This is a genomic window from Viridibacillus soli (assembly GCF_016612995.1).
Classification (GTDB): Bacteria; Bacillota; Bacilli; order Bacillales_A; family Planococcaceae; genus Viridibacillus; species Viridibacillus soli.
Window position 1 is genome coordinate 129,649 of record NZ_JAEOAH010000006.1, and the last position, 25,093, is coordinate 154,741.

A 25,093-nucleotide genomic window follows, 5' to 3' on the forward strand; every position below is an offset into this window, starting at 1 on the left:
ATTACATTGTTCAATATTTTCAGAAATATTGCAACTATTATTGTCGTAATTAGTTAAAAAATGGTATTTAATTACTTATTTTAAATACTACCTCTAAAACACTTATGTTTTAGTTCATTTTGTGCTAACCTATTTGCATGCCTAATTTTAAAGTGAGGTGCTTTACATTGGTAGGTCGTAACGATCCTTGTCCATGTGGCAGTGGTAAAAAATACAAAAAGTGTTGTGGAAAAAATGCAGTTGGAGATATTACAACGCTAGTGAGTGAAAATATCGATCGCATTGTAGAAGGGTTTGTGAAAGAATCCTTCAATACAGCTGATTATCACGCATTAGAAAAACGTAATCATCAGTGGCAACAAGCATTAAACCCTGCATTTGCAGACAGCCTTATAGATACAATTGCTATGGAAACATATATTTATATTGATCGCCCTAATTTGTGGAGAAACTATTTAAATAAACAACTAGCACAACCAATTCGTCCTCAAGTAAAGAATATTTTAGCAGCTTGGTTAACACCAGTCTTCTTACTTGCGAAAGTTGAATCACAAGATGGCGATTTAATTACTTTAATAGATGACGTAACTAAAAAACGTTATTTGATGACTGGCTCACCATCTAAGAAATTCAGCGGTAACTGGTTATTCGGTATTTTCATGCCAGATACTCGTAAAGGTGAAAATGGCTTAACAGCGACTAGTAGCGTTATTTTCATTCCAAATGACAAAATAGGTATTACACAAGCTTTACGAAGCAAGCTTGAAAGTAACATCACTGACTCATTTGAACTGTATAAAACGTTCCTAGAAGCAGTTGCTCCAATTAACCATGTGGAGGCAGCAGCTACTGTTGTCAAAGAAGTACAAGCAGCTAAACCTGTTGAAGAGAAGCAAGTAGTAACAGAAAGTGAATTATCACCATTCCAAACTGAAATTCTTACTCTCGTTCAACAATATGCAAATGAATACAACCTATCTGTAGATGCGTTCATTCCTTTACTACAACAATATTTAGAACAAAACGAAGTGAAAGCGAAAAAGGCGAATACTGTCGCTGCAGGTGCAGTACTAGCTGGACAAGCAGCTACTACCATTCCTGAAGGCGGTTTGTCTAAAGTAAAAGATGTTGCAGCATACTACGACGTATCTGCTTCATCCGTGTCGAAATATCGTAGCCAGATTGGCGAGTTTTTAGCACAATAATAAAAAGGCAATCCATTTGTGGATTGCCTTTTTATATTTACTTTAGTGCTCTAATAAATTCCTGTAACAGCGGTACATCGTCAGAATACGACATTGGCAAAGTCGAAAGTTCTTCGCCTTTTTTCCAAGCAATTTCATAAATTAAATTGTCTGGATCCGCAATAACTTGCTCTCCACTGATAATTTCAACATGAAAATAGTGTACATCAATCTCGATTCCTAGTGCTTTTAGTTCGTTTGATTTCGTATAAAGTTCTCTTATCACCTTTACTTCATAGCCTGTTTCCTCAAAGAATTCACGGCGACAGCATTCCTCTAGCGTTTCATCATCTTCAATACCTCCACTAGGTACCGTCCATTTCTGCTCTTCACCCGGTGCAGCTTGAAGTACCATTAGCACTTCTCCATTGTCATTGAGACAAACTCCCGCCGCACCTTGCCATTTATAAATACTCACTCAATTTCCTCCCATTAACTACTTTCCTAATATAAACGATTTTACTAATGCAAATCGTTCGCGGAAACGCACCTTTGCTTCAATAATCTTAGGCGTTTTTGCTGCTACAACATCTACTTCTAGATCCAATCGATCTGCAAGTATTTTCGCTCTTTCCAAATGGTAATCACTCGAAATAATTGTCAAAGAGCTAACTTCATCATGTATTAAATCTAAAGAATAAACAATGTTTTCATAAGTAGTTGTTGCCTTTTCTTCTATTATAATTCGGTCGGCGCTTAAGCCGTACTCTACTAAATAAGTTTGCATAACGGATGCTTCTGTTGCATCTTCATCTGGTCCTTGCCCTCCTGATACAATCAATGTAACATGAGGATATTTTTGTGCATATTGCAACGCAGCATCTAAACGATACGCTAGCGCTTTGGATGGTATGGCACCGTGCTTCACTTTAGCACCTAATACGAGCGCGTAATCATTCGAACCGTCTGCCGCCGAATCTAAACCATCTGCTAGCCACTTCGTCGTGACAATCCAAAATGTTAAACCTGCTACAACAATAATGCCTCCCCCTATTAACATCAACCTCCTCATTAAAGGTTTCACTTAATCAGCTCTCTTCCACTTTTTATTTATTAACGAATTATTTTATGGAAAAGATTCACAAAGTAAAATTAAAAATCATAACGCCTTCTCTAGCACTATTTTATGTGTACCTTTTTTGCTCGTAAATGTTTCTATTACATTAAAACCATATTTAATATTAAGAATTAACATCGCACGGCGGTGATTCCTTCCGATTGTACGAATTGTTTCATAGCCTTTTTCCTTTACTATTTTATGCTGGAGCTCCATTAAGTGAGTGGCAATTCCTTGACCACGGTAATCCATATGAACTCCACCTAGCCAGCTGTAAAATTCCCCCGTCTCTAACTCATACCCTAATTTGAAGCCAGCTACACTTCCCTCTTCTAAAGCGACACAACAAAGTAATTGTGATTTCTCCTGTAATTCACTCACTTCTATCTCTGCACCTTCAAATACGTGCTGATGGAGGCCTTGTATGCCCATAAGAACTTCTTCATTAGGTATTCCGTTGAAATATGTATATTTCATTAACTTCCTCCTTTAATCATCCGCAAAAAGTTCATTTAAAATGGCTTGCCGATTGTCTAAAAAACGCTTAGTTAATATGTAGTGTAATGTTTCTTCATAACGCACTGCTTGAATCGGCTGACTATCAAAATCATAAATCGTAGCTCCAGGATAACCCAGTAAAATAGGTGAATGTGTTGCAATAATAAATTGCGCTTCTTGCTCTAAATCTTTTATGATCCGCATTAATGACAATTGTCTAGCAGGCGATAAGGCCGCTTCTGGCTCATCTAGTAAATAGATTGCTTTATTGCCAAAGCGATTTTTAAAAAGCGACAAAAACGCCTCTCCGTGTGATTGTTGATGTAATGACCTCCCCCCATATGCTGGAAAATTTTCTGGATTCGAGTCTATATGCGAAGCAAATTGATAAAAAGTTTCTGCTCGGAGGAAAAAACCGCTCATCACTTTTGGTGACCAAGACAAACGTAGATGCTCGCCTAATACAGACTCTGCAGCGTGTACCTCATATAAATTATTTCGCCCTCCACCTGCTGTATGAAATTCACATTTATCTGCAATCCCTTCTAATAAAGTCGATTTACCAGAGCCATTTTCGCCGACTAAAAACGTCACATTTTGCGTAAATTCTAATGTTTCAAGTGTTTGCACAGAAGGAATATTGAATGGATAATCATGAGGATTTTCTATCCGATCCTTTAATAAAGTTACCTTTTTTAGAAACACGCCAATTCCCCTCCTTCTAAACATTTTTTCACTATTATATCAAAAATACCCTAAGAACTATGACTAGTCTTAGGGTATTTAAAAAGTATAAATTACATTTCAAATTGCGAAACAGCTTGAATCCTTTGCTCTGAAGCTACATTTTTTCATTTTTTTCGCTTAATCCACCAAAGCAGAATGCCAATAAGTAGTAGTAAGCCTGCAAATGCGACAATCCACCAAAGTGAAATAGATTGATTACCTTCGCTATCCTTCGTTTTACTATTCATGTATTCATTTGCTTCCACATTGTCAGCGTTTGTGAAAAATTGTTTGTTACTCGTTTGTACAATAATTGTTGCTTTTTCATCTGAATTGGCTAATTGATTAACCAATTCCTCATCCAAATATGCAGGTTTGTCCTTTTGTTGGTCGATTACAAGAATTGAGTGATTATCTTTACTCCAAGGGTTCTTTTGAATCCAGCTAAACTGCTCAACCGCTTCTGATACAAAACCCTCCTCACTTAATTCAGCTATCTCACCCTTATATGAAATCGTTAAATCATTCACCTTTTTTTGTAACAAGGGCTGTACATTAGGACCACCAATAAAGATGACATCCTCCTCTTCAACATCCGCAACAGTTACTTGATCCGCTGTTTTCAACTGTAAATTCGATTGTTGATTTCCTTTTGATAGGGCATGGTATAGATTAAGCAATTGTTCATCTGGCACATCTTTTTTTTGTGGTAATACAATCATTGGTGTATTGTCATTATTTATAAATGGATAAGGGAAAGCTGCAAAAGTATAGCCCGTTTGCGCTTCGTTATCTTGTAAGACAGGGAATGTAAATGCGCTCTCTTTATCAATATATACCCAACGTTTTTCATCTGATGATTTACAAGGATCATTAACAGCTAATCCCGTAGTTTGAAATTGCAAATCAATTAGACGATTGTCCTTCATTGCTTTTGCATCAATCGGTACAGTCACTGTGTATATACCATCTTTACTATCTGCCAATTCACGTAAATTCACAGAATGCGGTATATTGTTAACGTTCACGATTAACTCTACATTCGTATCATTTTTTAATTCAACTTGCTCTTTTAATGATGTAATTGTTTCAGATTTCTTTAATTTCAATGATAGTGTTGATGCTTTATTTAATTGCGTATTAACCGGTGCATAATAATAATAATGCGAACTATTAACACCTTGACTATCAAGCGTTAAATTTTCGACACCAAATTGCTTTAAAGTCGCACTACCATTCTGCGTTGTTTGTTGCTTTTTCGGCAAATTTTTCACTGATAAATCTACCCCGCCTAGCTGATTTGAAAATTGCAGGTTTGTTAATATCGATACTCTCTTTTCTAAATCGGCTGCTGTGTTTGCTGTTACAAACAATGCGGATACTTGGCGCTTATCCTGTTTTAGTGTACGAATTGCTAAGTTTAATGCATTTGCAGATTGCTTGATATTCGCGTCCTGCCAAAGTCTTACGATGTTAGCATTTGAAAATTCGGAGGCTAAACCTACAAAAAGAATATTTCCGTTTATTTCATTTAAATCTGATTCTCTTTTAATTTGTACTGTACTTACTTTACCTGATTGATTTCCTAAGAAGCTAACAATCTGTAAAGCGCTATTTAATGTGCTTATCGAAGCATTCTCTGGTATGACGACATAGACAGACTTATCTTCTGAACCAACAAATTTAGAAGGGTAATCTCCTAGCGTCATTTTTGAATTTTTGACAAGTCCATTCAATTGATAATATGAATTTATATTAAGTGTGAGCCAATTCGCTGATGTTCCTTGCTTAACACATATACCTTCTTTTAAAACACCATAATATTTTACAGTTACAGCATGTGTACCTTCTTTCAAAGCATCACCTTTTAAAGGTATAGTCATTTGACGTAGCGGTTTATCCCCGTTTAATGCAATTGATTTCGTCATTTTATTGTCGATACTAACTGATATTGATGAAGGTGCAATAAGTAACTCGGAGTTTTCTGTATTTAGCACGAGATTACTAGATTTACCCTCCACATCCGATACTAAATTGTAATAAAAAGTCACCTCTCCTGCAGGGCCATTTAAGGTTATTGGCGTATTTGTAATAGGTTGAGGATAGTCTGTTTTTTCTGCAGCAGTCATCTTTAATCCTTTGACTGAAATCGTAGTGCTAGCTTCACTTTTCATTGGTGAAATAGCTACTATAATTATACATATTAAGCACGCAATCAATAGTTGAAATTGCTTCATTTTGTACCTCCTTTATCTTTTTGTGCAAAGCGCTCTGTTTTATACCACTTCACTTCTTGTTTAAATAACACACGTTTTATTTCAAGATAGAGTGAATAAACGACGAGAACGATCCACATTTGCGAATACGTAAAATACATAAATATAACGTAAAAGAAATTTGTCCTATTCATTTCTGCCTTTTCAATACTTAAAGTAATCATTACCTCTGCAAGGAATAGTAAAAATGCTAATACCCATAAGGCAATAGCTACATTTCCGATTGATAAATCCAAATTATAGAACAGGTTAATAATGAAAAGTACATTCGACAAAATAACACCAAAAAAGAATAAAAAATACGTAAAGAAAAAGTAAAATAAGTCAAAAATTATCCGTTTGCGTTTTAATTTTAAAAATTGGCCTAAGAATTTTATAACAACATATTGGTTTCCCCTAGCCCAGCGAGTCCGTTGCTTCCACCAAACTTTCAGTGTTTCAGGCTCCTGTTCCCATGTAATAGCCTTCGGAAAAAAACGAATATGATAACCTTTATTGTAGACGCGAATCGTTAGCTCCGTATCCTCAGCTAATGCCTTCACATCCCAGCCACCTAGCTCCTCTACAACGCTGCGACGAATGGCAAAGTTTGTCCCAGGAATTGTCGCGACCTTAAACCATTTCCAGCGTCCACCTTGTGCCATCCATTGAAAACAAATCGTTTCAATATTAATAAAGCGAGTAAGCCATGTTTTCGCTGCATTAATAACTCGAAATTTGCCAACAACCGCAGCTGCCTTCGGATCATTTACTAAGCCCATTACTAAATACCAAACTGACATTTTCTCTGGTGTATTATCAGCATCATAAACGACAATAACATCACTAGATGATTTTCTTAATGCCTCATTCAGTGCGGAAGATTTGCCCTTCCCCTTATTTGGTGGCTCAGTTTCGATAACTCGAATGAAGGGATATTTCGCTGTAAATTGTCCGGCAATTTCACCAGTTCGATCAGAGGAATTATCATTAATAACGATAACTTCGAGCTTATCTTTTGGGTAATGTAGTCGTGACATTGCCTGTAAAGTTTGACCGATGACAACCTCTTCATTATGTGCCGGAATAAAAACGCTCACCGTAGGCAAGTTCACCATATTCTTTTCCCATTCAGGAATGACCCGCTCAAACGTCATAAAATGACGATAACCACCTTGCATTAAGAACATATGGTACAAAAGCATAATCCAAATTAAAAATAGCGCAATGTAAAATAATATATTAGCCATTGAAATTCCGCTCCTCAAACAATCGTTTTCGTAACTTTGCTCGTAATCTAACAACATACATAAAGAATGCTGTAACAAATAAAGCGACAACGATTGCTAAAATCCATAACACCATTTCAAATGGACGTTCTTTCAACCTTTGCTGTATCTTATCAGTCCAATTAATTTGTGAAGTCACTTGTAGCTCCTCATTTGGCTTTTGCTGAATAACTACCTTTTCTGACTGTACCGTTTGAGTTGTCTTTCTTAAATCTAACCATTCTAAATTTGGAACAGTCTCCATTAGACGCACCATATTCGGCAAATACTCCACCCCTAGATACGTGTGATAAAAGCCACCGATGACTGCACCCGGAACTTCTTGCACTTTCTTAATCGCTTTTTCCATATCTTCTAGAGGATTAGACTTACTCGGGTCAATATAGCCGATTGTTTCAGGATACAAAGTCATACCTTCTAGTAGCGCCGGTTTGCCAATTTTTAATGGTGAACCCATTATCTTGTGTGTATCATTTGATAATTGAATTTGTCCAAATGTAGATGTAAACTGCTCAGCAATGACTTCGTACCCAGTCGAACTCATTGCATATTGCGGTGCCTCAAATGATATTGGGTAAAGGCGAACTTCCGTCAATTTTTCGATAGAGAGATTCATTTTATCTTCAATATATCGTCTCTCTATTGCATCAATCTTTTTCAAATGTTGTTCATACTCTTTCTCTGTAGTAAAATCCGCTCTATTTTTAACTGTTTTCGGTGCTTCTTCTGGATTAACTGATGCAATTTTTTGATCGTTAATAGCATCCCAAAATTCAAAATCCGTACCTTTTTCCGTATAACGATACGTATGTGTATAACCGTGTGCAATGACCATGCCACCTGATTTTTGTAAATTACGAAGCACCTTAACGAGCTTTTTATTGTCCTTCAATTGTAATTGCTCGCCAGTTTCACTCTTCACATAGACAGGAGTAACCGCCATGTAAAAAGGGATTCCTTTTTCCGCCAAATACTCACCTGTTTCCTTCACAAGCTTCGGATCAGAATTAGGGGAAATATCCTCTAAACGTATATAAGCCATATGTGTTGCTGGAGGTTGTATGTCAAGCAAGCGGTATAGTTCTCGCGATAATATATATCTATCTTCAGATCTAAAGCTTGTTTTTGCAATATAAGATGTCCGTCCATCTTTTACAATAACAGGATATATTGTATTCAAATCCGCACCTCCAACAATTACATCACTGTCTTTTGGTGGTTTGACTTCAATAATATTCGACACTTTTAATAATGCTTTCCCATCCAAAGTGCGAAGTGATTGCTTACCCCGAAATTGCCATTTTTCAAATTGAGGGAGTTGCTCAGCATTATTCCCAAAGACTATTAGATGCCCCTTGAAATTGTTAATTGCTGTTATAAATTCTTTTGGTAGTTTACCCTTGCTCTCTCCAACAAAAACCATCACATCTGCATTTTTAAGCGTATCCGCTGTAACTTGTTTGATATGCATTAGGTGAACTTGATCAGTCATTCCTGCAAAAACCGATTCAAGAAATAAAGTATCTACGCTTGCAAAACCATCCGGCGTTTCATAAGCCATTACAATGTTAGGCTGCTCCTGCTCTGTAGAAGCTGATGCAAAAATCAACATACTTTGAATGAATATAATCAATGTAAAGGCAACTCCTATAAACCATCGTTTATAGTTCATGAGATACCATCTCACTTTCAACCCGGCTCACAATCTCCTCAAATGTCGTATCTAATCGCGGTTCGTATACGAAATAGCCTGTGCGGAATGTTAGAGTTACATATTTGCCATTTAAAAGCTGATGCGTTTTAATTTTGCTTGCTAGCTTATCAATAACTAAATCAATAGAACCCCCACCTGTTTCTGTCAATAAAATCGCAAAGCGATCTTTATCGTACCTGAACTTTTTATCTGTCAAACGCATTGCCTTGTCCATCGTTTGTGCTAACTCTTTTAGTAAATTCTTCTGTTCCTTTTCACCGTATAGCTTTTTAAAATCTTTTAAGTGGTCAATTTGTAGTAGTATTAATGTGAAAGATTTACCATAGCGATCTACTCGCATCATCTCTTCTTTCACAGCCAAGCCCATCCGATAATTGTTATCGAAACCTGTTTCCACATCAACGGCGATAAATTCCCTTACCTCTGCTTGTAAACGCTGAGTCAACTTTTCCTGGGAAATAATTATTTCATGCAAACGTCCTGCAATTAATACGAGTATGATAAGCATTACCCCGTACATAAAAAACACTTGTAAAGGTAACGTCAAGCTAATCGCTAAAGTGCTACTAGCAAAATTAAAATATAACAAAACACTGCCAATAACGAATATGAAAATTAGGCTAAAATAAAGCCCCGTTACAGTTCCAAATATTAGGGTTACTACAATTAAAATGAGCAAAAAGGTATATAACAAAACACCTTCTCGCTCATATTCCAACATAATATAAGAAGGAATTTGTAATAGCAAAACTAGTATCGTAATGAGCATAAGCGAATGCTTATTAACGTTGAATATTCGCCCCATCTAATCCCTTCCTTTCTGCAATTAACGGTAATAAATTATCAAATGCATGTGTTTCTTTCGTTTCTAAATCGATATAACCGCCGTAGTATTCCTGCTCTTCATTACTTTGCTGTAATGCAAGCATTCTCTCATATAGTTGCTGAGCAAACTCTCCATCACTGCGGCGTTCTAAACAAAGTAAAATCGCCAATGCATATACGGATGAGGATTCATAATTTACTGTTGCTTCAAGCGTTTCTGCATGATAACGTCCGAATAATTTACCGTCATTTTTTTGAAAATCGGTCTTTAAAAACTGTAATAACTTATCAGGATTTTCTTGCCACTCTGCTAAGTGATAACCAACATATAATTGATCGATTAAATTAATTTCCTCATCATAATGATAAGTAGCCTTTTCCACGTTATAATACTTTGGATAGAGTCCATTCTTTGAAATTGGTGCCTGTATAAGTAAATTGCGATTAGCTTCATATACATCTTCATTTAATAATCCTGCACTTTTTAATTGTTCAAACCCTGATGGAATAATATAGCTAAGCGTTACTTCATTGCTCTGCTGTTTGCTTTTTAAATCAACATAGTCAACCATGAGCTTATTTTTCATTTGGACATCCACTAACCGTTTACCTATCCGTTTTGCAAGTTCTGTATAAGCGGGATTCTCCCACTTTTCACCCGCTTCAAATAAGGCATCGACTATGCGTAAATCATCTATAGCAGCATTAACAGATGCTTTAACATTTCCATTTAGTTCCCAAGTGACTAAATTGTCCTTAGTTAAAAAATAGTGATTTAGCACTTCTACTTGATTATGAAACTGTCTATTACTATCTCTCTCCACTAAATATTGCATCCATAATCCAATAGATTCAGATAAATAATTATCCGCTCGATCCGTTAAATTCGTTCGTATACGACCATCTTTTTCAATCAGATAGCTTTGAGTAAATGCTTCTGTTTCAGCTATAGCTGCCTCAGCTGAAAGCTTCTTCATTTGTCCATCTGGTTGATTGGATGAGGAACATGCACTTAAAACGAATGAACATAATAGCAATATCATTTTTCGCATCTTCATATATAATACCCTTTCTCTCAGCTCTACTAGATTCCAATAATTGCACATACTTATCAATATATATACCTATATACCCGAATATTACTAAAAATAGCTTGTATTTGGGTTGATATATAATTTTATACTTTTTTATACAATTAATGTTTTAAAAAATTCTATAGAAATAATCTCTATAAAATCCTACAGTTTCTGCGCATCTGTTAAATGGGTATTTTTATCGCCTTAAAATATTTGCGTCCGTGTAGGTGCACAGCTATTCACAATCTTCTATACTTGCATCTTATATGGATTATTTCTTTGCACAAAGAATCTTCTATGCAATATTAACCACTCCTTCTGAACAAATTCTGAACTTCAGAAATTTATAGATACAAAGAATCAATAACTCGTTTTTTTATGGTATATTATCTATTTCTTTAACACTTTTACTATCTAGCGTTGGATTTTAACAAAAAAAAAGAGCTCATTCTCTTATAAAATGTAAGTGATTAAACCAACATTTTCAAAACAAGGACTCCCTTTGAACAAGAATATAACTTTCGAAACATATTAAGACGCTCCATTGAGCAATTATCAGCCTTGATAAACGATGCAAGTATGCCTAATAACACACATTGTTAGTTTTTATTGTTATCTTTATTTAATACAGCCATGGTCCACTCAGGTGCATATTCAGAGGTACAACCTTTTGCTACAGGGCGGTCATCCAACTTACCGATTCCAATACATTTTGCTGTATAGTCCGGATAACGAATCCCTATTTCAACAAGACAGCGATTCATCGTTTTTTGCTTCGTCACCGGTGCTTTTTTCAACTCTTGTTGAAGCTTTTCCAAGACAATATCTACCGTTGCAGAATCTGTCTCTTTTTTTAATAGCTTTACAATGAGTAAATTCCATCCAGAGCGACTAATATAAGCAGTTGGTAATTGATTTTTAAATGCAGTTTTGCCTATGATTTTCACAACAAATTCATCTAGTAATTTTGTATAAGTCACTTCACAAGTCATTTCATTTATTTCTTCAATTGTAAGTTGCTTATAGTCCATAATCATCGTTGCCCGCATCATTGCATCGGTATTACTCGTTTCCCATAAATCCATTGCGAGTAGATGATTCTTTTTAATCTTTTTTGGAAGTGCGCGAATTTCCGTTGTACTCAAACTGATTTTCCCCAGCACCTTGTTTTATATAAGCTTGGCGGGATTTTTCACTTCCTAATTCTTTAAGTACTTCTATGACTTCTGCTGTCGTCATTATTTTCACCTCTTTGAGTTTAAAAAAACCAGTGGCAAAATTGCCACTGGTTGTAAGTTGTTGAGGCACGCACGATGCGGGTCACGTAACCGTTGCGACAGGACGTCGCGAGCTTAGGTTACGTTCCTTAAACGAACGCCTTCAACATTTAGATTTCAACATTATGATACACATGTTGGACGTCTTCTAGGTCTTCTAGTGCGTCTATTAGGCGTTCGAATTTTTCTAGGTCTGCACCTTCAAGTGTAATTTCTGTTTGTGGTAGCATTGTTAATTCTGCTACTGTGAATTCAGTAATACCTTGTGCTTTTAGGGCTTCTTGTACAGCGTTGAATTGAGATGGTTCAGCATAGATAATTGTTGCTTCGCCCTCATCAAATACATCACGTACATCAACGTCAGCTTCGATTAGCATCTCAAGTACTTCTTCAGCTTCTTTTCCTTCAATGCCGAATACAGCTGTTGCATCGAACATATACGCTACTGCACCACTGACACCCATGTTACCGTTGTTTTTACCGTATGTTGCACGAACATCCGAAGCAGTACGGTTCACGTTATTTGTTAATGCATCAACGATTACCATTGAGCCGTTTGGTCCGAAACCTTCATAACGAAGTTCATCGAAGTTTTCTTCACCGCCGCCTTTTGCTTTATCAATTGCGCGGTCAATAATATGTTTTGGTACACTGTATGTTTTTGCACGTTCTAAAACAACTTTTAGTGCACCGTTAGATTCTGGATTGGGTTCACCTTGTCTAGCAGCTACATAAATTTCACGTCCAAATTTTGCATTAATACGACTCGTACTTTGATCTTTTGCAGCTTTTTTCTCTTTAATATTGTTCCACTTACGTCCCATGTATTTTCACTCTCTTTCAAATAGTCTACATATAAATGACGCGTAGGCATATACTTTCGCCTACATGAGGATTAGCCATTAATTTACTGTAGTATTATACACTATTTTCATTGCAATTAATATATTCGTAAAATGCAAAACTAGAGCTAAATTAGCCTTATTTCGTATTTTTCTGCGTTTTATACCCTTTTCTAGTTACTATAAGTCTTTCGTATTGAAAGTATCTCCACCTTCAAGTGTTCCATCATTAAAACCTTTTTTAAACCATTTCACACTTTGCTTAGATGTCCCGTGTGTAAAGATTTCCGGTACGATATAACCACGTGCTTCTTTATTGCTAGAGCTGCTTTTATCTTTGCCCATCCTTATATGTGCTTAGCCTTTAATAGTAAGAAATTAAATTTAATAAAAAAATAAAGCTGACTCACACATCGCTTTCGGGATGGCAAATCAGCTTATAATTCAGTCAGTTTGTAGTTATCTTAAGATATTCTAACGTCATTTTTTAATTTTAGCGGCAGGATAGATAACTCCATATAATGCTGTTTCTCTCTGTCACGATTAACGTTCGCAAGCATATCCATCTTTATCTCGATCCATTTTAGCTTGATAAGCCTTATGTGATTTAGGGACACCATTTGGATAGTACTTTCTTAGCTCTGTACAGTTTTTAAAATTAGTCTTGTTAGTTGTTGCAATTGTTACTGACTCTTTCTTCTTGCTCCAAAGTCCAACTTTGTCTTTTTGAGCTTTCTTCTGAAGTTTTACTAATTCACTTTCATATGAGTATGTACCATAATCATAGAATTTTTTTACATAGCCCTTTTGTACAAGTAATTTTTGGAGTAGCTTACCATCGACCCAAACCCACACTAATGTCCGACCATATTTGTCTTTTTTAGTGCCATCGTATTGTAATTGAATCTTTTTAGCGCTTTTAAGTTTATTACATGTATATTTAGAAGCAGTTTTACCATATGCTTCAATCTTATTTGTCGACTCTGGTGTATCTACATATAGAAAACGGGATTTCCCAGCTTTTTTGAAATAAGCTGTATCGCCATCCACACATTTAACTAGTTTATCAGTGAATTTCTTTCCGGCCTTTGCTTCAGCTATGTTATTTGCAGCGAATCCTGTGAATCCTAATACGAAGATCATCATTACGACAAGTAACTTCAATAATTTTTGCATGTTGCTCCACCTTTTGACTTAAATTATAGGGGAAAATTTTCCCTATAAATAAACCATAGCACATTTAAATAAAGAAAATAGTATTTATCTCATAATTCAAGTAAATTTACCTCCTTTTTCATTAAATTTCCTCCTTCAGTAATTATATGAATAAGTCAAAATTGCAGAAGCACCAAAATCTGTCCGCATTTATCTATATTCACAAGAAGCTTCATATTATAGCTTTTTATACAGCATTCAATGTATCCCCATAATTAGAATATGTTAATTTCGATTACATTTTTAGAGAATAAAAAAAGCATTGGCATTTTACATATACCAACGCTCTCTATTATTTAGCTAATGAAATTGGGAAAAATTTGATTTTTACTTCACCTTTAACTGTACCTTTTGCAATAAAACCATATTCTCTACTATCCGAGCTTTTTAAACGATTATCTCCCAGAACGAAATAACTGCCTGCAGGTACTACTTTTTCATCAGTTACTTCTTCTAATGTAAAGTCATATGTAAAATTGCCTTCAAGTAAATCCGCCTTCATCGTATCCAAATAAGGCTCCTCATATGCTTTGCCATTAATGTACAGAACGTCATCCTTCATAGCAACGTGATCCCCTGGTAGACCAATCACCCTTTTGATATAATTTTCATCTGAATCAGGTGCATCAAATACAATAATATCAAATCTTTCAATTGAGCTCTTTTTAATTATTAATACTTTATTATTATCAACATAGGTTGGCTCCATCGATTCACCCCTAACCGTAATAGGCGAAATCAAAAATTGACGACAAACAATGGCTATAATAATAGCGATGACAATCGGTCGTACCCATGAAAGGATTTCTTTCTTCCGGCTTTTCTCCACTTAAAACCATCTCCCCTACAAAAGTAGTTTAATTACTTATTATTATAACTGAAAATTAGTAATATTATCCCGTATACTAGCTTAATTTCGTGATTTTTTTCAATCTCTATCTATAAAAAAATGCCATATCATAGTCGATATGGCACGCCAAAATAGTACTCACTTATGTATTTGGGTGACCCTTCAATACCATGAGATGCTCTTCCGTTATCCCTAAAACATCATAAACCTTTTGTAAAGTCGTTTCGCGCACTTTCGTGTCCCCACGCTCAATTCGGCTTACTGTCTTCTGTGTCACATTTGCCTGCACTGCTAATTCAGATTGCGTTAGTCCAACTGACATTCTTTGTTTGAAAATCAGCTGACTGCGCTTTTCCGCCATCAGTTCCAACGGAGATTTCCCATCGCCATAAAACTTCTCTTCTCTTTCATAAAAATCAACAGTAACCATACGCTCCACCCCTAAAAGAAATTGTGTATTAACGATTCATTTCTTCAGTTACTTTAAAGTTGATTTGCCCCCGCAATAAGTAGATACTCTCTATGATGTTATACAGTCATCAACTGATGGATATCAGCTAGCGTCATGAGCAATTCTCTCTTCTAGCTTCTTCTGCAAAGTAACTAATTGTTCTTCAAGAAGATGCGTAAATTCTTCTCTCCCGGCTTTACCTTTAGCTGTAATATAAATCGGTTCACCATAAATTAGGTAGCCCTTTTCACGAGCAAACACTTCATTTGGTGTATTAGGACCAATATAGGCTGCAGGTACAATAGGTGCTTTCGATAGTTGAGCAATTGTAATCGCACCTTGCTTTAAAGAGCTTCCCTCCGCATTTCTTGTTCCACTTGGAAAAATCCCTACCACTTCGCCATCTTTCAGCAACTTAATTGGTACTTTAATCGCACTTGGACCTGGATTATCTCGATCTACTGGAAAGGAGTTCATCTTTGTAATAAACCAACCTAACAGCTTGTGATCAAAAAGTTGCTTCTTCGCCATGAAGTGAATAGGTTTCGGGTATATAGAAACACCAAGATTCAAAATATCGATCCAACCAGTGTGGGTACAAGCAACAACATAGCCACCCTCTGTTGGCACATTATGCTTGTCAAAAACCTTCACCTTGTTAAATAAACCCAAAAATTTTACTACAAAAAGACCTACAAATCTATACAATTTTCTACTCCTTACTTACTCTAAGAATATCTATCTTCAGCGATATCCATTTACTGCGTTTGTTACTATTTTGTACAGCCATCCTACCCTATACTAGAGATAAGCTTCTACAAAAGAAATTTCATTAAAACGATAACAACAAATAGGTGGCTAATACATTGAATCCATCATTCTACATTCCCCTACCTATTATTGTAATCTAAAATTAAAAATTTTGTACCCAATGTACAAAAAAAGGTAATAATTAATTATTTTTTCAAACATTTTAAGTTAAAAGCAGTAATTTTATGTAAAATCGTGCAGCTACCGTCAGTGTCCAAGATGAAAAAGTAGCTTTATTGAGAAAAGATAAAGGTAATATGTTCGCTGGGAGCGAAATCGAACATAGCGAAACGGCTGAACACGCAGCTATTAGAGCGGCGTTTAAAGAACTCAGTGTTCATGTTAAGCTCAAAAACTTAATCACAACCGTTTCATTCAATGGTACACAATTTTATTATTCAGCTCAAATAATAGGTGGAAAATTTGGTACCAGTTGGCGAAGAATTCACAAATTCTCCAATTGAAAGCGGCTCATATGAAGCTATCTGGATGCCCTTTCAAAAATAGATGAATTAGATGTCCGCCCAAGTAGTAAGGCTCATTATGAGCAGTGACCCTGAAATCGGCATCATAAAACCTAGAACCCGACGATACGATGCCTTTTCTTTAATTACCTCAACGCATTTGCTTTACTAAAAATCCTCCATTGAGCTTACTTGGCTCATACGAAATGATAAATGCTTTTGACGATATACCTATTATTGTCGCACGTAATTTCGCTTCATTTTTACGCTTAGCAATCACTGTCATACAAATTTTCTTACCATCTTTACCATCGGCGAACCATGATGTGACGCCGTATCCTCTAGTACGTAGCTCACCAATAAGTGCTGCCTCACTTGCGTCAACTACTACTTCAAACATTACATATCCTAAAGCCAAACGTTGTTCAATTAAACTTCCCGAATAAACACCTAATCCCCAACCTAAGCAGTAAGCAGCAATATTCCATGGATTATCCAAATTGTCTAACACAATCGTTAATCCCATCAAATAGATAAATACTTCTACCATTGATAGCAATGACGCAACCTTTGGATATCCTTTAATGACTAAAATCAGACGTAGCGTCGTTAAGGTCATATAAGAAATGTTAATCCCAATGATGAGCAAAATCATTTCAAACAAAGTATTCAACTCCTATTAGCATTCACCATAGATTTGTTTCCTTACATTTATAGTTCCCGAAAAATAGATTTATATACTTAAAAATAAAAGAAGCTAACTATAAAATAGTAGCTTCTTTCTTATCTATAGTTTATTGGACTGCTCGTGTTTTGTACTTCCTATGCAAGCTTGTGGACAAGTTGTGGAAAACTACTATCTAATGTGGCAAATGTGTACCCCGCGGTCTCGGCTTTTGATGTATCCATATACCAAGAATCTGGAATATTATAAGGAGATACATTTGACTGCTCCACCTCAGTTGCAATAATCGCCTTTTTACCGACTATTCTCTCTATCATTTCAAGCATTTTAGCTAATGTGTATGTGCCCTTTAATGTGGCATTGATTGGTCCAGTAATTTTCTCTTGTCCTACCCAACGTAAGAAAGAACCTGCTTCATCAGATGAAATAAAGGACATCCGTGCTTTTGTATTGACCATACCTATCTCTTCTCCATTTTTTACATGCTCAACATGGAAAAGTAATCTTTCTGTATAATCCTCTTCTCCGATAACTATTGGAAAGCGCACCGCTGCCACTGGAAATGTTGCTTTTTGGAAAAACACCGCTTCCGCTAAACGCTTGCCTTCTCCATACGAAAATGCATCTCGATTCCCCATTTGAATTGGATAGTCGTAAGAATCAAAGTCGGCCTCTATTTTCGCAACCCCATCAGCTGGATAAACGGACAATGTAGAAGTGAAAACATAATGCCCTACCTTATGATCGAAAATAACACAAGCCGCTGCTGCATCATCAGGTGAATAACAAATATTATCGTACACAATATCCCATTCTTCATTACCCACTGCTGATTTTAGCGCTTCCTCATTCAGTCTATCCACGGTCACTTGGCGTACTTTATGACCAAACGGATTAGTCAAATTTCCGCGTGTAGCAATCGTCACATCATGACCATCCTCTACTAATAATTCCACTAATCTCTTTCCAAAAAATCGCGTGCCACCTAATACTAAAATTTTTTTCATAATGGCTCCTCCTTATGTAATTCCTTATGCATTTATTTTATCAAATATTGGATAATACACAATTTTTAACTATAACAAAAAGAGTTTTCTCAAAGCCTTTAAACGAGTATAGGGGTATATATTTAGTTATTCTTCTTAATTTTGAAGTTTACTGGCAACTTTCTTCTGTTTACTGGCAACTTTGGACACTTTACTGGCAACTTTTTTCTGTTTACTAGCAACTCTGAATACTTTACTGGCAACTTTTTTCTGTTTACTAGCAACTCTGAATACTTTACTGGCAACTTTTACAATATTTCTATGAAAATACATACCAGGGTATGCCAAAGGTTTTCACTAAATCAAAAAGGGGCGTCCCTAAGTCAGAAAACTAACTTGTGAAACTACCCCTTTTCTATTATTTTTCTGCGACAGTAATGCTACCATTATCTGTTTTTAAAAAGATTGGTAATAAACCATCACCGAAGATTACTTTTTTCGTTTTTTCACCGAAAATCGAGCTTTTACCCATATCTTTTTTTGCTTGTATTGTAGCATTATCGGGTTTTTCTTTTACGTATAATTGAATGCTGCCATTATCTGTTTCTAAACGAATTGGTTTTTTGATACTTGGAATATACGCTTCAATGCGACCATTATCTGTTTCAGCTTCGATTGCTCCCGTCACTGCCCGCAACTCAATTCGGCCATTATCCGTTTTTAATTTCACCGTCTCTGTTTGTACATGCTCAAGCTCAATTCGACCATTATCCGTTTCACCCGTCAACGTTTTACTTTGAACGTCTTTTATCGAAATACGGCCATTATCTGTTTCAACATGTAAGTTGGTGGAGGTACTTTCTTTTAAATTGACACTGCCGTTATCCGACTCGATATGCATGATTGTGGCGTGTAATTGTTCAGCCTTTGTCGCACCATTATCATTATAAATGCGGACCATATCGTACATACGTTTAGGTAATTTAATCGTCACTTTAGGTGCACTTCCAAACGTTAAAATAATGCCGAATGCAAACCACTTTTTCTTCTCTTTAATAACGATTTTAAGTGTGTCACCTTCAATGTCCATTGTAATTATTTTATTGCTCAGTTGATCTTTCATATCGACATAAGCACGATCATCGGGTGATGGAATAATATCTAGGTCAGCAAAATCAGCCTCGATACTTACTTTCGTAAAGTATTCCCCTTTGGGCTGTTCCTCTGTCACTTTCATATCCTCCTCACCATAGGCCTTTAATAGCTCCTCTGCAATATGGGCTGGCGTTCCAAGGGCATCAACAATCTCGATGTCCGTTTTCCCTTCACTACGACCATTTGAAAAATACTCACGGAAATCGCGAAGGATATCCTGTCTTTCCTCTTGTTTTAAACAATCTAACTCTTTTTCTAGTGCTTGCAAATAACGTTCCTCATTCATTTTGCATCCCCCTCATGGATTAAATGGTTTACCCCTGCGATAAATGAATCCCATTCTTGACGTAATTCTTCTAGATAAGTTAAGCCCTGCTTTGTAATTTGATAATACTTACGCGGCGGTCCTTCCGTTGATTCCTTTAAATAAGTGGTAAAGTAGCCTTCCTTCGTGAGACGGCGAAGCAATGGATAAACAGAGCCCTCTGAAATTTCAATTTGATGTGAAATAGCTTGCACTAGCTCATAACCATAACGATCTTGCTTTTCAAGCAAAGCCAATACACATAAATTCAAAACACCCTTTTTAAATTGTACGTTCATACAGCTTCCTCCCTTCACTACTATTTATTAAACAGTACTATAACATATGACTATTGTTCATTGCAAGGTACTGAATAAAAGATAAATAAAAAACTATCCTTATCGAGAAGGATAGCCTGTGACTACATTGTATAAAAGCCAACAAAAATTGAAAATACTGCTACGCAATAACACATAATGCCAATTACCTGGCTTTTTTTGAATTCTTGTATTCCACTAAAGAGCATAACCAGCCCTAATGCTAGTGTCATATATGGCATAAACTGAAAATCCTTTGTCATAAGACCATAAATTGCTAGTACAATAACTATCACACTAAAAGTAATACGCCCTGCCAATAACCACAAATACAATCCCACTATGTTAATAAAGCTTTCTTTCTTTTATGAAATACGTATAGGTTATCTTGATTAAAAGCCAAGCAAATACTAGCCCGCTTAACGTAAAAATTAATATCATCGTTTTTTGAACGGCGCCCCCATCTATTTCATATTTGGTAATATTCAGCCATAAATTCATTGAAATGAGTGCGAGTAACAAGATAAATACTGTACTGTTCATCAAATACGCTCGGAAGGATTGCCTTTTTTCTTCAACGGCATCATAGCTCAATCTTGGTACTTTTTCGCCCTCTTCATATGACCTCGCCCAAATTATACAAGTCCAAAATCCACCACTAGATTTAAACTTAAGTTGCCAACCAGCTTCCTTATGCATTTCAAAGTAAGAGGGCGCAACTCTCCATCTCAATTCACAAACATATGAGGCCCTTTCTTTCGGTCCCTCTTCAAAAGTAAAGAAAAATCCTTTAACTTTAACTAACCTATTACCCTGTTCTGCCATGTTCATTAGCCATTGCTCTGTCATTTTCGGGAAATACGTCCAAGTCCGCTTCCATTTTTTAAATGTCCGTCCTACCACCTTCACTTGGTCTACCGACGTTTTAAAATATTTATTTTCAAGACGCTTCACCTGTCTATATTGGAATATGGTCAAGCTAATAACACTTGTATTAAACAGCACGATAACTAAAGGACCCATCCACCAAAATGGTGTTGTTTGTCTCTCTCCTGCTATAAAGAAACTCGTAATAAGGAGAGCAAAAAGCATCAGTAATTGCCATGTACCTATGAAAGCAAAAATACTCCATATATACATGTGAAAACGATTACGCTTAATAACACCATCTCTTGAAGGAAATAGCGAAACAGATGACTGTTCATTTTTTACAATTTGCCAGCGCTTTGCCTTCACAACTTCTTGCCAGCCGTTATTTTGAAGTGTTTTTGGTAATTGAGCTGATTTATCATACTGAATTTGATAAGTTGTTTCTGCTGGTAACTCTTTTTCAAATTGAAATACGCGACTAAATCGTTGAATATTTGTTAACTGTAGACCGCCCTGTGCCATTTCAGCTAACCATTGCTCTGTCTCATCTATGCGATAACTCCACAGTGGTCTCCACTTGTTAATCGTCATTCAAAATCCTCCTCGTATTTTATGACATTGACATGCAATTCCTTTAATCGCTCCATTTCATGTCGCATTAAAACCTTCCCGTCCTCGGTAATTTCATAAATCTTCTTGCGCTTCTCATCAGCATACATTGTGATAATACCGTCACGTTCCATTTTTGTAAGTGTGCCATAAATTGTACCTGACCCAAGTTTCAACCTATTACCCGTCACTTCTTCCACATGCTTAATAATGCCGTAGCCATGCCTAGGTTCAGTTAATGACAATAAAATATAAAAAGCCGTTTCTGTCATGGGGCTATAATTTTTAATGATTTTCTCTAAATTCATGCGACACCTCTTTCACTTCTACTATGTCACACCTCGACTATATCACGACGCGACATATAAAATCAACATTATTTACCAAAATAAAAAGCCATCCCATTTGAATTGGAATAGCCTTCATAACTACCTGATTTTTTTATTCGAATCTTGCCTAGCTAAAAAGATGAAAAGTCCGATTAAGCTAATGATGTTCAAAACCGTGCCGCTAATAAGTAATATCCATTGCATCGTCAAAGGTAAATTACGCGTCATACCAAATGTGATACCAAGGGAGCCGACAGCGATTAGCACCATGTATATTGGTAAACCTTTTAACAAATTACTTCGCCTCTTTATTTGAAAATTTCAGTCTTATTTATTTTGATAGTACCATGGCAAATACGAATCTGCCACTAAAAGAAATTTACTCTTCAACAATTAGTTGCTCAATATTTTGCGACAAAGCGAACAACTTTTCTTTAATAGGCAACGGATGTAACTTTAAATTCTGTAACTCATCAGCAGTCACCCATCTATAAATGAGTTTCTCACCTTCAATTCCGTAGAAAGGTTGCTCTTTATCATATAAAGAGTGGTCTTCTGATGAAACTGTATAATAGAGGCCTATTTCATGAAATTCTCTGCCTGCAAACTCAAAAAAGTTTTCCACAATCCACAATAATCTATCCACATGAATATGTACACCAAGCTCTTCATAACACTCTCTTACAATACTATTTTGTGAGGCCTCTCCTATTTTCACACGCCCACCAGGCAATGCCCAAAAATCATCTTTCTTATTTTTGTGTATAAGTATTTTGTCATTGTGTATCCATACACATGCTGTACGATAATTAAAAATACCCTCATCTACTTTGAAACAAATATCCACAGGACAGCACCTCTTTTGTTAATTATTGTACAGCTGCTTCTAAAAAGTAAAATTCGATTCCTTCATCATTTGCTTGAATCCTAGCTTGAATACCGTTTGGTAATATGAACATTGGATCTGTATGGCCAAAGTCAGCATTATAAACGATTGGGAAGTCATTGCATTCCAACAGTAGCTTTTGAAGTTGTTATTTAGGGTGTTTTCTACTTTAATTCACATCTCAATTATCCACTTTTCATCATCCAACGCTTGTGGCAATAGAACGAGCGAGATACCTGATAAATGCTGGGCATATTTCTTCTGAATAATTCTAAAGGCAAGTGCTTCTGTGACGAAGAAATATTTTGCAGTAGCTTGTTTACTAGTAAGCTTTCTAAAATCATGTAGAATTCCGCCTTTTTGATGTGGTCCAAAATCATTCGGCAATGCGGGCATAGCAGTTTTTAAAGTTGCTAAGATTCTTTCGCCATCGGCTGTTTTCTCATCATATAAAAATGTAGCTGGATCTTCCTGCTTCCTGTTCGGAGCAAAGGACGTAATCGTATATTGATCTACTAGAAACTCCTTCACTAACTGTGCGGCTAGCAAATTCATATCCAGCTCAATATTCCCTAGCATTCTTCTCCATGAACGGATTACATCAAATTGCTGTTGTAACTCTTCTTCTGCAAAGCGGCGATGTGAATTTTGTGCAAAAAATGTCTGAATCAAATCCATCTTAGAAGTTATCTTTTGAAAGAATTCAAATTCCTCCTGTGCTATATCTAAAATCTCTTCTTTATTTGTAATCATTTCTTCCTTCACTACTTTGTTCTTTTTCTTCGTCAAGATTTCCCGGGAAACTTTTACAAACTCGACAGTTTTACCAAATTGTACGTCATCCACACGGAATCCAGCCTCAAGCCATGCTGCCGCTTGAACATATGTACCGCTCCTCGTATTGCCCCACCAAGCTTGATATGTATAAGCTGATCGTGGCAACGTCACACTTAATAAATGCTCGATTTCTTCGAAGGTTAGCACAACTCGACGTGCTTCTTGCTTGCTTAAATAATTAAATAGAGGGGAATATTTCCCCTGTACTAATGTAGTTCCCATCCTTCATTACACCCCGCTCGAAAAAAATTACGCAATATTAGTACATTCTAACATAATTATACTAAAAATTCTAAAAATTCTTTCTATTATATTCGAATAACGTATTTTTTCTAAAGAGAGAAGATTAGAACTCATAATTCTTTTTACACTTCGTGTTCCACCCTAATATTTTTTTAATAAAAAATTATGCTATAGACCCCTTACAAGATCTATAGCATAGTATATTAGTTTACTTTTTCTTCTGATCCTTTAAAAACATCTCATAGAGAGGCTTTAGTGTTTTAGAATTGATGTCAATGTCATTTTCATACGCATATTTCACGGCATAACCGAGTGCAATTGTCATGCCACCTGCAACACTCGCTCCTGCTATGCTACCTGCTCCTGGCACGAATTTCACAATTTGTCGGAAGATCGTCTTCCCTACATTACCAACGATCGTAGCAATAATCATTTCCTTCGCTTTGTCTTTAGAGATTGGCTTGCCATAGAGGGTCGATAATTTTAACATCATACCTACTTGTAAAGTCGTTAACGGTACGAAATCCGCTCCAGGAATCGGTACTGCACCAATTGCTGCTGCCGATGCACCTGCTCCTAAAATCCACTTTTTCGCGGTAGCTGATTTATCGGCCATATAGGCGGCCATTAAGATGTCTTTTTTTTTGACCTCCAATAGCTCTAGCACCTTCTCTTGTAACATAGACATGTTTTCTCCTGTGCGAGAAGAAATTGGCGTTACTGGATAATCATAATTTGTATGGTCCTGTACATATTTCACAAGGCTTGGAATATCATCTGCCGCATCAATTTTGTTTAGCACTAGAATAATATCTTTATTGACCTCGCTAATTTTCTTCAATGAAGCCAGCTCTGTCTCTGAAAGTACAGTGCCTGCTGCGTTTAGGAAAAATAACACAACATCTGCTTCATGATAAAAATTCATCGTCATTTCAGAATGCTCGCTTTTAATATCATCAAGCCCTGGTGTATCGACGAAAACAATTTTATCTTTGTATATATACTTTTTAATCTCCTGTGTTTCACCTGGTTTTGCTCCAACTGGCGCCACTTCGTCACCCATTAATTTATTTACCGTTGAGGACTTTCCAGCATTCACATCGCCAATCATCGCAATCAAAACTTCACGGCTCAGCTGGACATTGATTTCCTCTGACTTTTCGTCAAAAATCTGATCGAATTCTGCATCTGTAAAAGGTTGATTTGAGTTCATCTATTATAACCTCCTGAAGGTTGGACAATACTTATCATATTTTAAAGCTATAACAGACCTCTTTAG

The 25,093-nt window shown here is 36.2% G+C and carries 30 protein-coding genes and 1 pseudogene; 2 read left to right on the top strand and 29 right to left on the bottom strand.

Annotation, left to right across the window (positions count from 1 at the left end; translation table 11 throughout):
- The first annotated feature begins 167 nt into the window (after positions 1 to 167).
- Positions 168 to 1,205: a YecA family protein gene (locus JFL43_RS07105; protein ID WP_200748455.1), complete on the top strand. Its 1,038-nt coding sequence runs from the start codon at positions 168 to 170 to the stop codon at positions 1,203 to 1,205.
- A gap of 37 nt (positions 1,206 to 1,242) precedes the next feature.
- Here JFL43_RS07105 and JFL43_RS07110 read toward each other — a convergent pair whose 3' ends face one another.
- From JFL43_RS07110 to JFL43_RS07185, 17 genes and pseudogenes are all read right to left on the bottom strand, one after another.
- On the bottom strand, positions 1,243 to 1,662 hold the full coding sequence (locus JFL43_RS07110) for an NUDIX hydrolase (protein WP_407701966.1): 420 nt from the start codon (positions 1,660 to 1,662) through the stop codon (positions 1,243 to 1,245).
- A gap of 18 nt (positions 1,663 to 1,680) precedes the next feature.
- A complete protein-coding gene (locus JFL43_RS07115) occupies positions 1,681 to 2,244 on the bottom strand; it encodes a YdcF family protein (protein WP_234447639.1) in 564 nt (187 codons plus the stop codon).
- Between the two features lie 99 nt (positions 2,245 to 2,343).
- Positions 2,344 to 2,778 (bottom strand): GNAT family N-acetyltransferase, encoded by a 435-nt coding sequence (locus tag JFL43_RS07120; RefSeq protein ID WP_200748457.1) that lies wholly within the window; start codon positions 2,776 to 2,778, stop codon positions 2,344 to 2,346.
- 12 nt (positions 2,779 to 2,790) lie between these two features.
- Positions 2,791 to 3,504, bottom strand: a complete 714-nt coding sequence (locus JFL43_RS07125) for an AAA family ATPase (protein ID WP_200748458.1) — start codon at positions 3,502 to 3,504, stop codon at positions 2,791 to 2,793.
- A 146-nt stretch (positions 3,505 to 3,650) separates the two neighbouring features.
- A complete protein-coding gene (locus JFL43_RS07130; protein WP_200748459.1) occupies positions 3,651 to 5,762 on the bottom strand; it encodes a cellulose biosynthesis cyclic di-GMP-binding regulatory protein BcsB in 2,112 nt (703 codons plus the stop codon).
- Complete coding sequence (locus tag JFL43_RS07135; RefSeq protein WP_100795591.1) at positions 5,759 to 7,030, bottom strand: glycosyltransferase family 2 protein; 1,272 nt, start codon at positions 7,028 to 7,030, stop codon at positions 5,759 to 5,761. Before JFL43_RS07135 ends, JFL43_RS07130 begins: the two co-directional genes overlap by 4 nt.
- A complete protein-coding gene (locus JFL43_RS07140; protein WP_200748460.1) occupies positions 7,023 to 8,741 on the bottom strand; it encodes a DUF2334 domain-containing protein in 1,719 nt (572 codons plus the stop codon). The genes JFL43_RS07135 and JFL43_RS07140 overlap by 8 nt, the downstream gene beginning before the upstream one ends.
- Positions 8,731 to 9,588: a diguanylate cyclase domain-containing protein gene (locus JFL43_RS07145; RefSeq protein ID WP_200748461.1), complete on the bottom strand. Its 858-nt coding sequence runs from the start codon at positions 9,586 to 9,588 to the stop codon at positions 8,731 to 8,733. The genes JFL43_RS07140 and JFL43_RS07145 overlap by 11 nt, the downstream gene beginning before the upstream one ends.
- Positions 9,566 to 10,666, bottom strand: a complete 1,101-nt coding sequence (locus tag JFL43_RS07150) for a glycosyl hydrolase family 8 (protein ID WP_200748462.1) — start codon at positions 10,664 to 10,666, stop codon at positions 9,566 to 9,568. The genes JFL43_RS07145 and JFL43_RS07150 overlap by 23 nt, the downstream gene beginning before the upstream one ends.
- Positions 10,667 to 11,283: 617 nt before the next feature.
- Entirely contained in the window at positions 11,284 to 11,829 is a 546-nt protein-coding gene (locus tag JFL43_RS07155) for a DNA alkylation repair protein (RefSeq protein ID WP_200748463.1), read from the bottom strand.
- On the bottom strand, positions 11,789 to 11,923 hold the full coding sequence (locus JFL43_RS23015) for a hypothetical protein (RefSeq protein WP_267907758.1): 135 nt from the start codon (positions 11,921 to 11,923) through the stop codon (positions 11,789 to 11,791). The genes JFL43_RS07155 and JFL43_RS23015 overlap by 41 nt, the downstream gene beginning before the upstream one ends.
- A 148-nt stretch (positions 11,924 to 12,071) precedes the next feature.
- A complete protein-coding gene (locus tag JFL43_RS07160) occupies positions 12,072 to 12,785 on the bottom strand; it encodes a YebC/PmpR family DNA-binding transcriptional regulator (protein WP_200748464.1) in 714 nt (237 codons plus the stop codon).
- A gap of 198 nt (positions 12,786 to 12,983) precedes the next feature.
- Positions 12,984 to 13,118: pseudogene (locus tag JFL43_RS07165) on the bottom strand (neutral zinc metallopeptidase); the annotation flags it as partial.
- Between the two features lie 228 nt (positions 13,119 to 13,346).
- Positions 13,347 to 13,979 carry a thermonuclease family protein gene (locus JFL43_RS07170; protein WP_200748465.1) on the bottom strand — a complete coding sequence of 211 codons (633 nt, stop codon included), beginning with the start codon at positions 13,977 to 13,979 and terminating at the stop codon, positions 13,347 to 13,349.
- A 331-nt stretch (positions 13,980 to 14,310) separates the two neighbouring features.
- On the bottom strand, positions 14,311 to 14,847 hold the full coding sequence (lepB, locus tag JFL43_RS07175) for a signal peptidase I (RefSeq protein ID WP_200748466.1): 537 nt from the start codon (positions 14,845 to 14,847) through the stop codon (positions 14,311 to 14,313).
- 163 nt (positions 14,848 to 15,010) lie between these two features.
- A complete protein-coding gene (locus JFL43_RS07180) occupies positions 15,011 to 15,298 on the bottom strand; it encodes a helix-turn-helix domain-containing protein (RefSeq protein WP_100795581.1) in 288 nt (95 codons plus the stop codon).
- Between the two features lie 123 nt (positions 15,299 to 15,421).
- Positions 15,422 to 16,027, bottom strand: coding sequence for a lysophospholipid acyltransferase family protein (locus tag JFL43_RS07185; RefSeq protein ID WP_200748467.1), 606 nt, complete (start codon positions 16,025 to 16,027; stop codon positions 15,422 to 15,424).
- Between the two features lie 338 nt (positions 16,028 to 16,365).
- Between JFL43_RS07185 and JFL43_RS07190 the strand changes: the two genes are divergently transcribed.
- Positions 16,366 to 16,593 (top strand): NUDIX hydrolase, encoded by a 228-nt coding sequence (locus JFL43_RS07190; RefSeq protein ID WP_200748468.1) that lies wholly within the window; start codon positions 16,366 to 16,368, stop codon positions 16,591 to 16,593.
- A 151-nt stretch (positions 16,594 to 16,744) separates the two neighbouring features.
- On the opposite strand, the gene JFL43_RS07195 is transcribed toward JFL43_RS07190, so the two are convergent.
- The 12 genes from JFL43_RS07195 to JFL43_RS07250 all read right to left on the bottom strand — a co-directional run bounded on the left by JFL43_RS07195 (position 16,745) and on the right by JFL43_RS07250 (position 25,027).
- The gene (locus JFL43_RS07195) at positions 16,745 to 17,248 is read right to left on the bottom strand and encodes a DUF2179 domain-containing protein (protein ID WP_100798090.1); all 504 of its coding nucleotides are present in this window, start codon (positions 17,246 to 17,248) and stop codon (positions 16,745 to 16,747) included.
- A gap of 167 nt (positions 17,249 to 17,415) precedes the next feature.
- Positions 17,416 to 18,285 (bottom strand): NAD-dependent epimerase/dehydratase family protein, encoded by an 870-nt coding sequence (locus tag JFL43_RS07200; RefSeq protein ID WP_200748469.1) that lies wholly within the window; start codon positions 18,283 to 18,285, stop codon positions 17,416 to 17,418.
- Positions 18,286 to 18,682: 397 nt separating this feature from the next.
- On the bottom strand, positions 18,683 to 19,705 hold the full coding sequence (locus JFL43_RS07205; RefSeq protein ID WP_200748470.1) for a DUF4097 family beta strand repeat-containing protein: 1,023 nt from the start codon (positions 19,703 to 19,705) through the stop codon (positions 18,683 to 18,685).
- The gene (locus tag JFL43_RS07210; RefSeq protein ID WP_100795576.1) at positions 19,702 to 20,022 is read right to left on the bottom strand and encodes a PadR family transcriptional regulator; all 321 of its coding nucleotides are present in this window, start codon (positions 20,020 to 20,022) and stop codon (positions 19,702 to 19,704) included. Before JFL43_RS07210 ends, JFL43_RS07205 begins: the two co-directional genes overlap by 4 nt.
- A gap of 122 nt (positions 20,023 to 20,144) precedes the next feature.
- Entirely contained in the window at positions 20,145 to 20,303 is a 159-nt protein-coding gene (locus JFL43_RS07215) for a DUF3953 domain-containing protein (protein WP_100798089.1), read from the bottom strand.
- Between the two features lie 82 nt (positions 20,304 to 20,385).
- Positions 20,386 to 21,501 (bottom strand): DUF2812 domain-containing protein, encoded by a 1,116-nt coding sequence (locus tag JFL43_RS07220; RefSeq protein WP_200748471.1) that lies wholly within the window; start codon positions 21,499 to 21,501, stop codon positions 20,386 to 20,388.
- Positions 21,498 to 21,827, bottom strand: a complete 330-nt coding sequence (locus JFL43_RS07225; RefSeq protein ID WP_200748472.1) for a PadR family transcriptional regulator — start codon at positions 21,825 to 21,827, stop codon at positions 21,498 to 21,500. The genes JFL43_RS07220 and JFL43_RS07225 overlap by 4 nt, the downstream gene beginning before the upstream one ends.
- A gap of 120 nt (positions 21,828 to 21,947) precedes the next feature.
- Positions 21,948 to 22,142, bottom strand: coding sequence for a hypothetical protein (locus tag JFL43_RS07230; RefSeq protein ID WP_100795573.1), 195 nt, complete (start codon positions 22,140 to 22,142; stop codon positions 21,948 to 21,950).
- Positions 22,143 to 22,227: 85 nt separating this feature from the next.
- A complete protein-coding gene (locus JFL43_RS07235) occupies positions 22,228 to 22,695 on the bottom strand; it encodes an NUDIX hydrolase (RefSeq protein ID WP_200748473.1) in 468 nt (155 codons plus the stop codon).
- Between the two features lie 22 nt (positions 22,696 to 22,717).
- On the bottom strand, positions 22,718 to 22,864 hold the full coding sequence (locus JFL43_RS07240) for a peptidase U61 (protein ID WP_157812903.1): 147 nt from the start codon (positions 22,862 to 22,864) through the stop codon (positions 22,718 to 22,720).
- 44 nt (positions 22,865 to 22,908) lie between these two features.
- Entirely contained in the window at positions 22,909 to 23,793 is an 885-nt protein-coding gene (locus JFL43_RS07245; RefSeq protein WP_200748474.1) for a DUF7662 domain-containing protein, read from the bottom strand.
- Between the two features lie 229 nt (positions 23,794 to 24,022).
- Positions 24,023 to 25,027: a GTPase gene (locus tag JFL43_RS07250; protein WP_200748475.1), complete on the bottom strand. Its 1,005-nt coding sequence runs from the start codon at positions 25,025 to 25,027 to the stop codon at positions 24,023 to 24,025.
- Between the last annotated feature and the right edge of the window lie 66 nt (positions 25,028 to 25,093).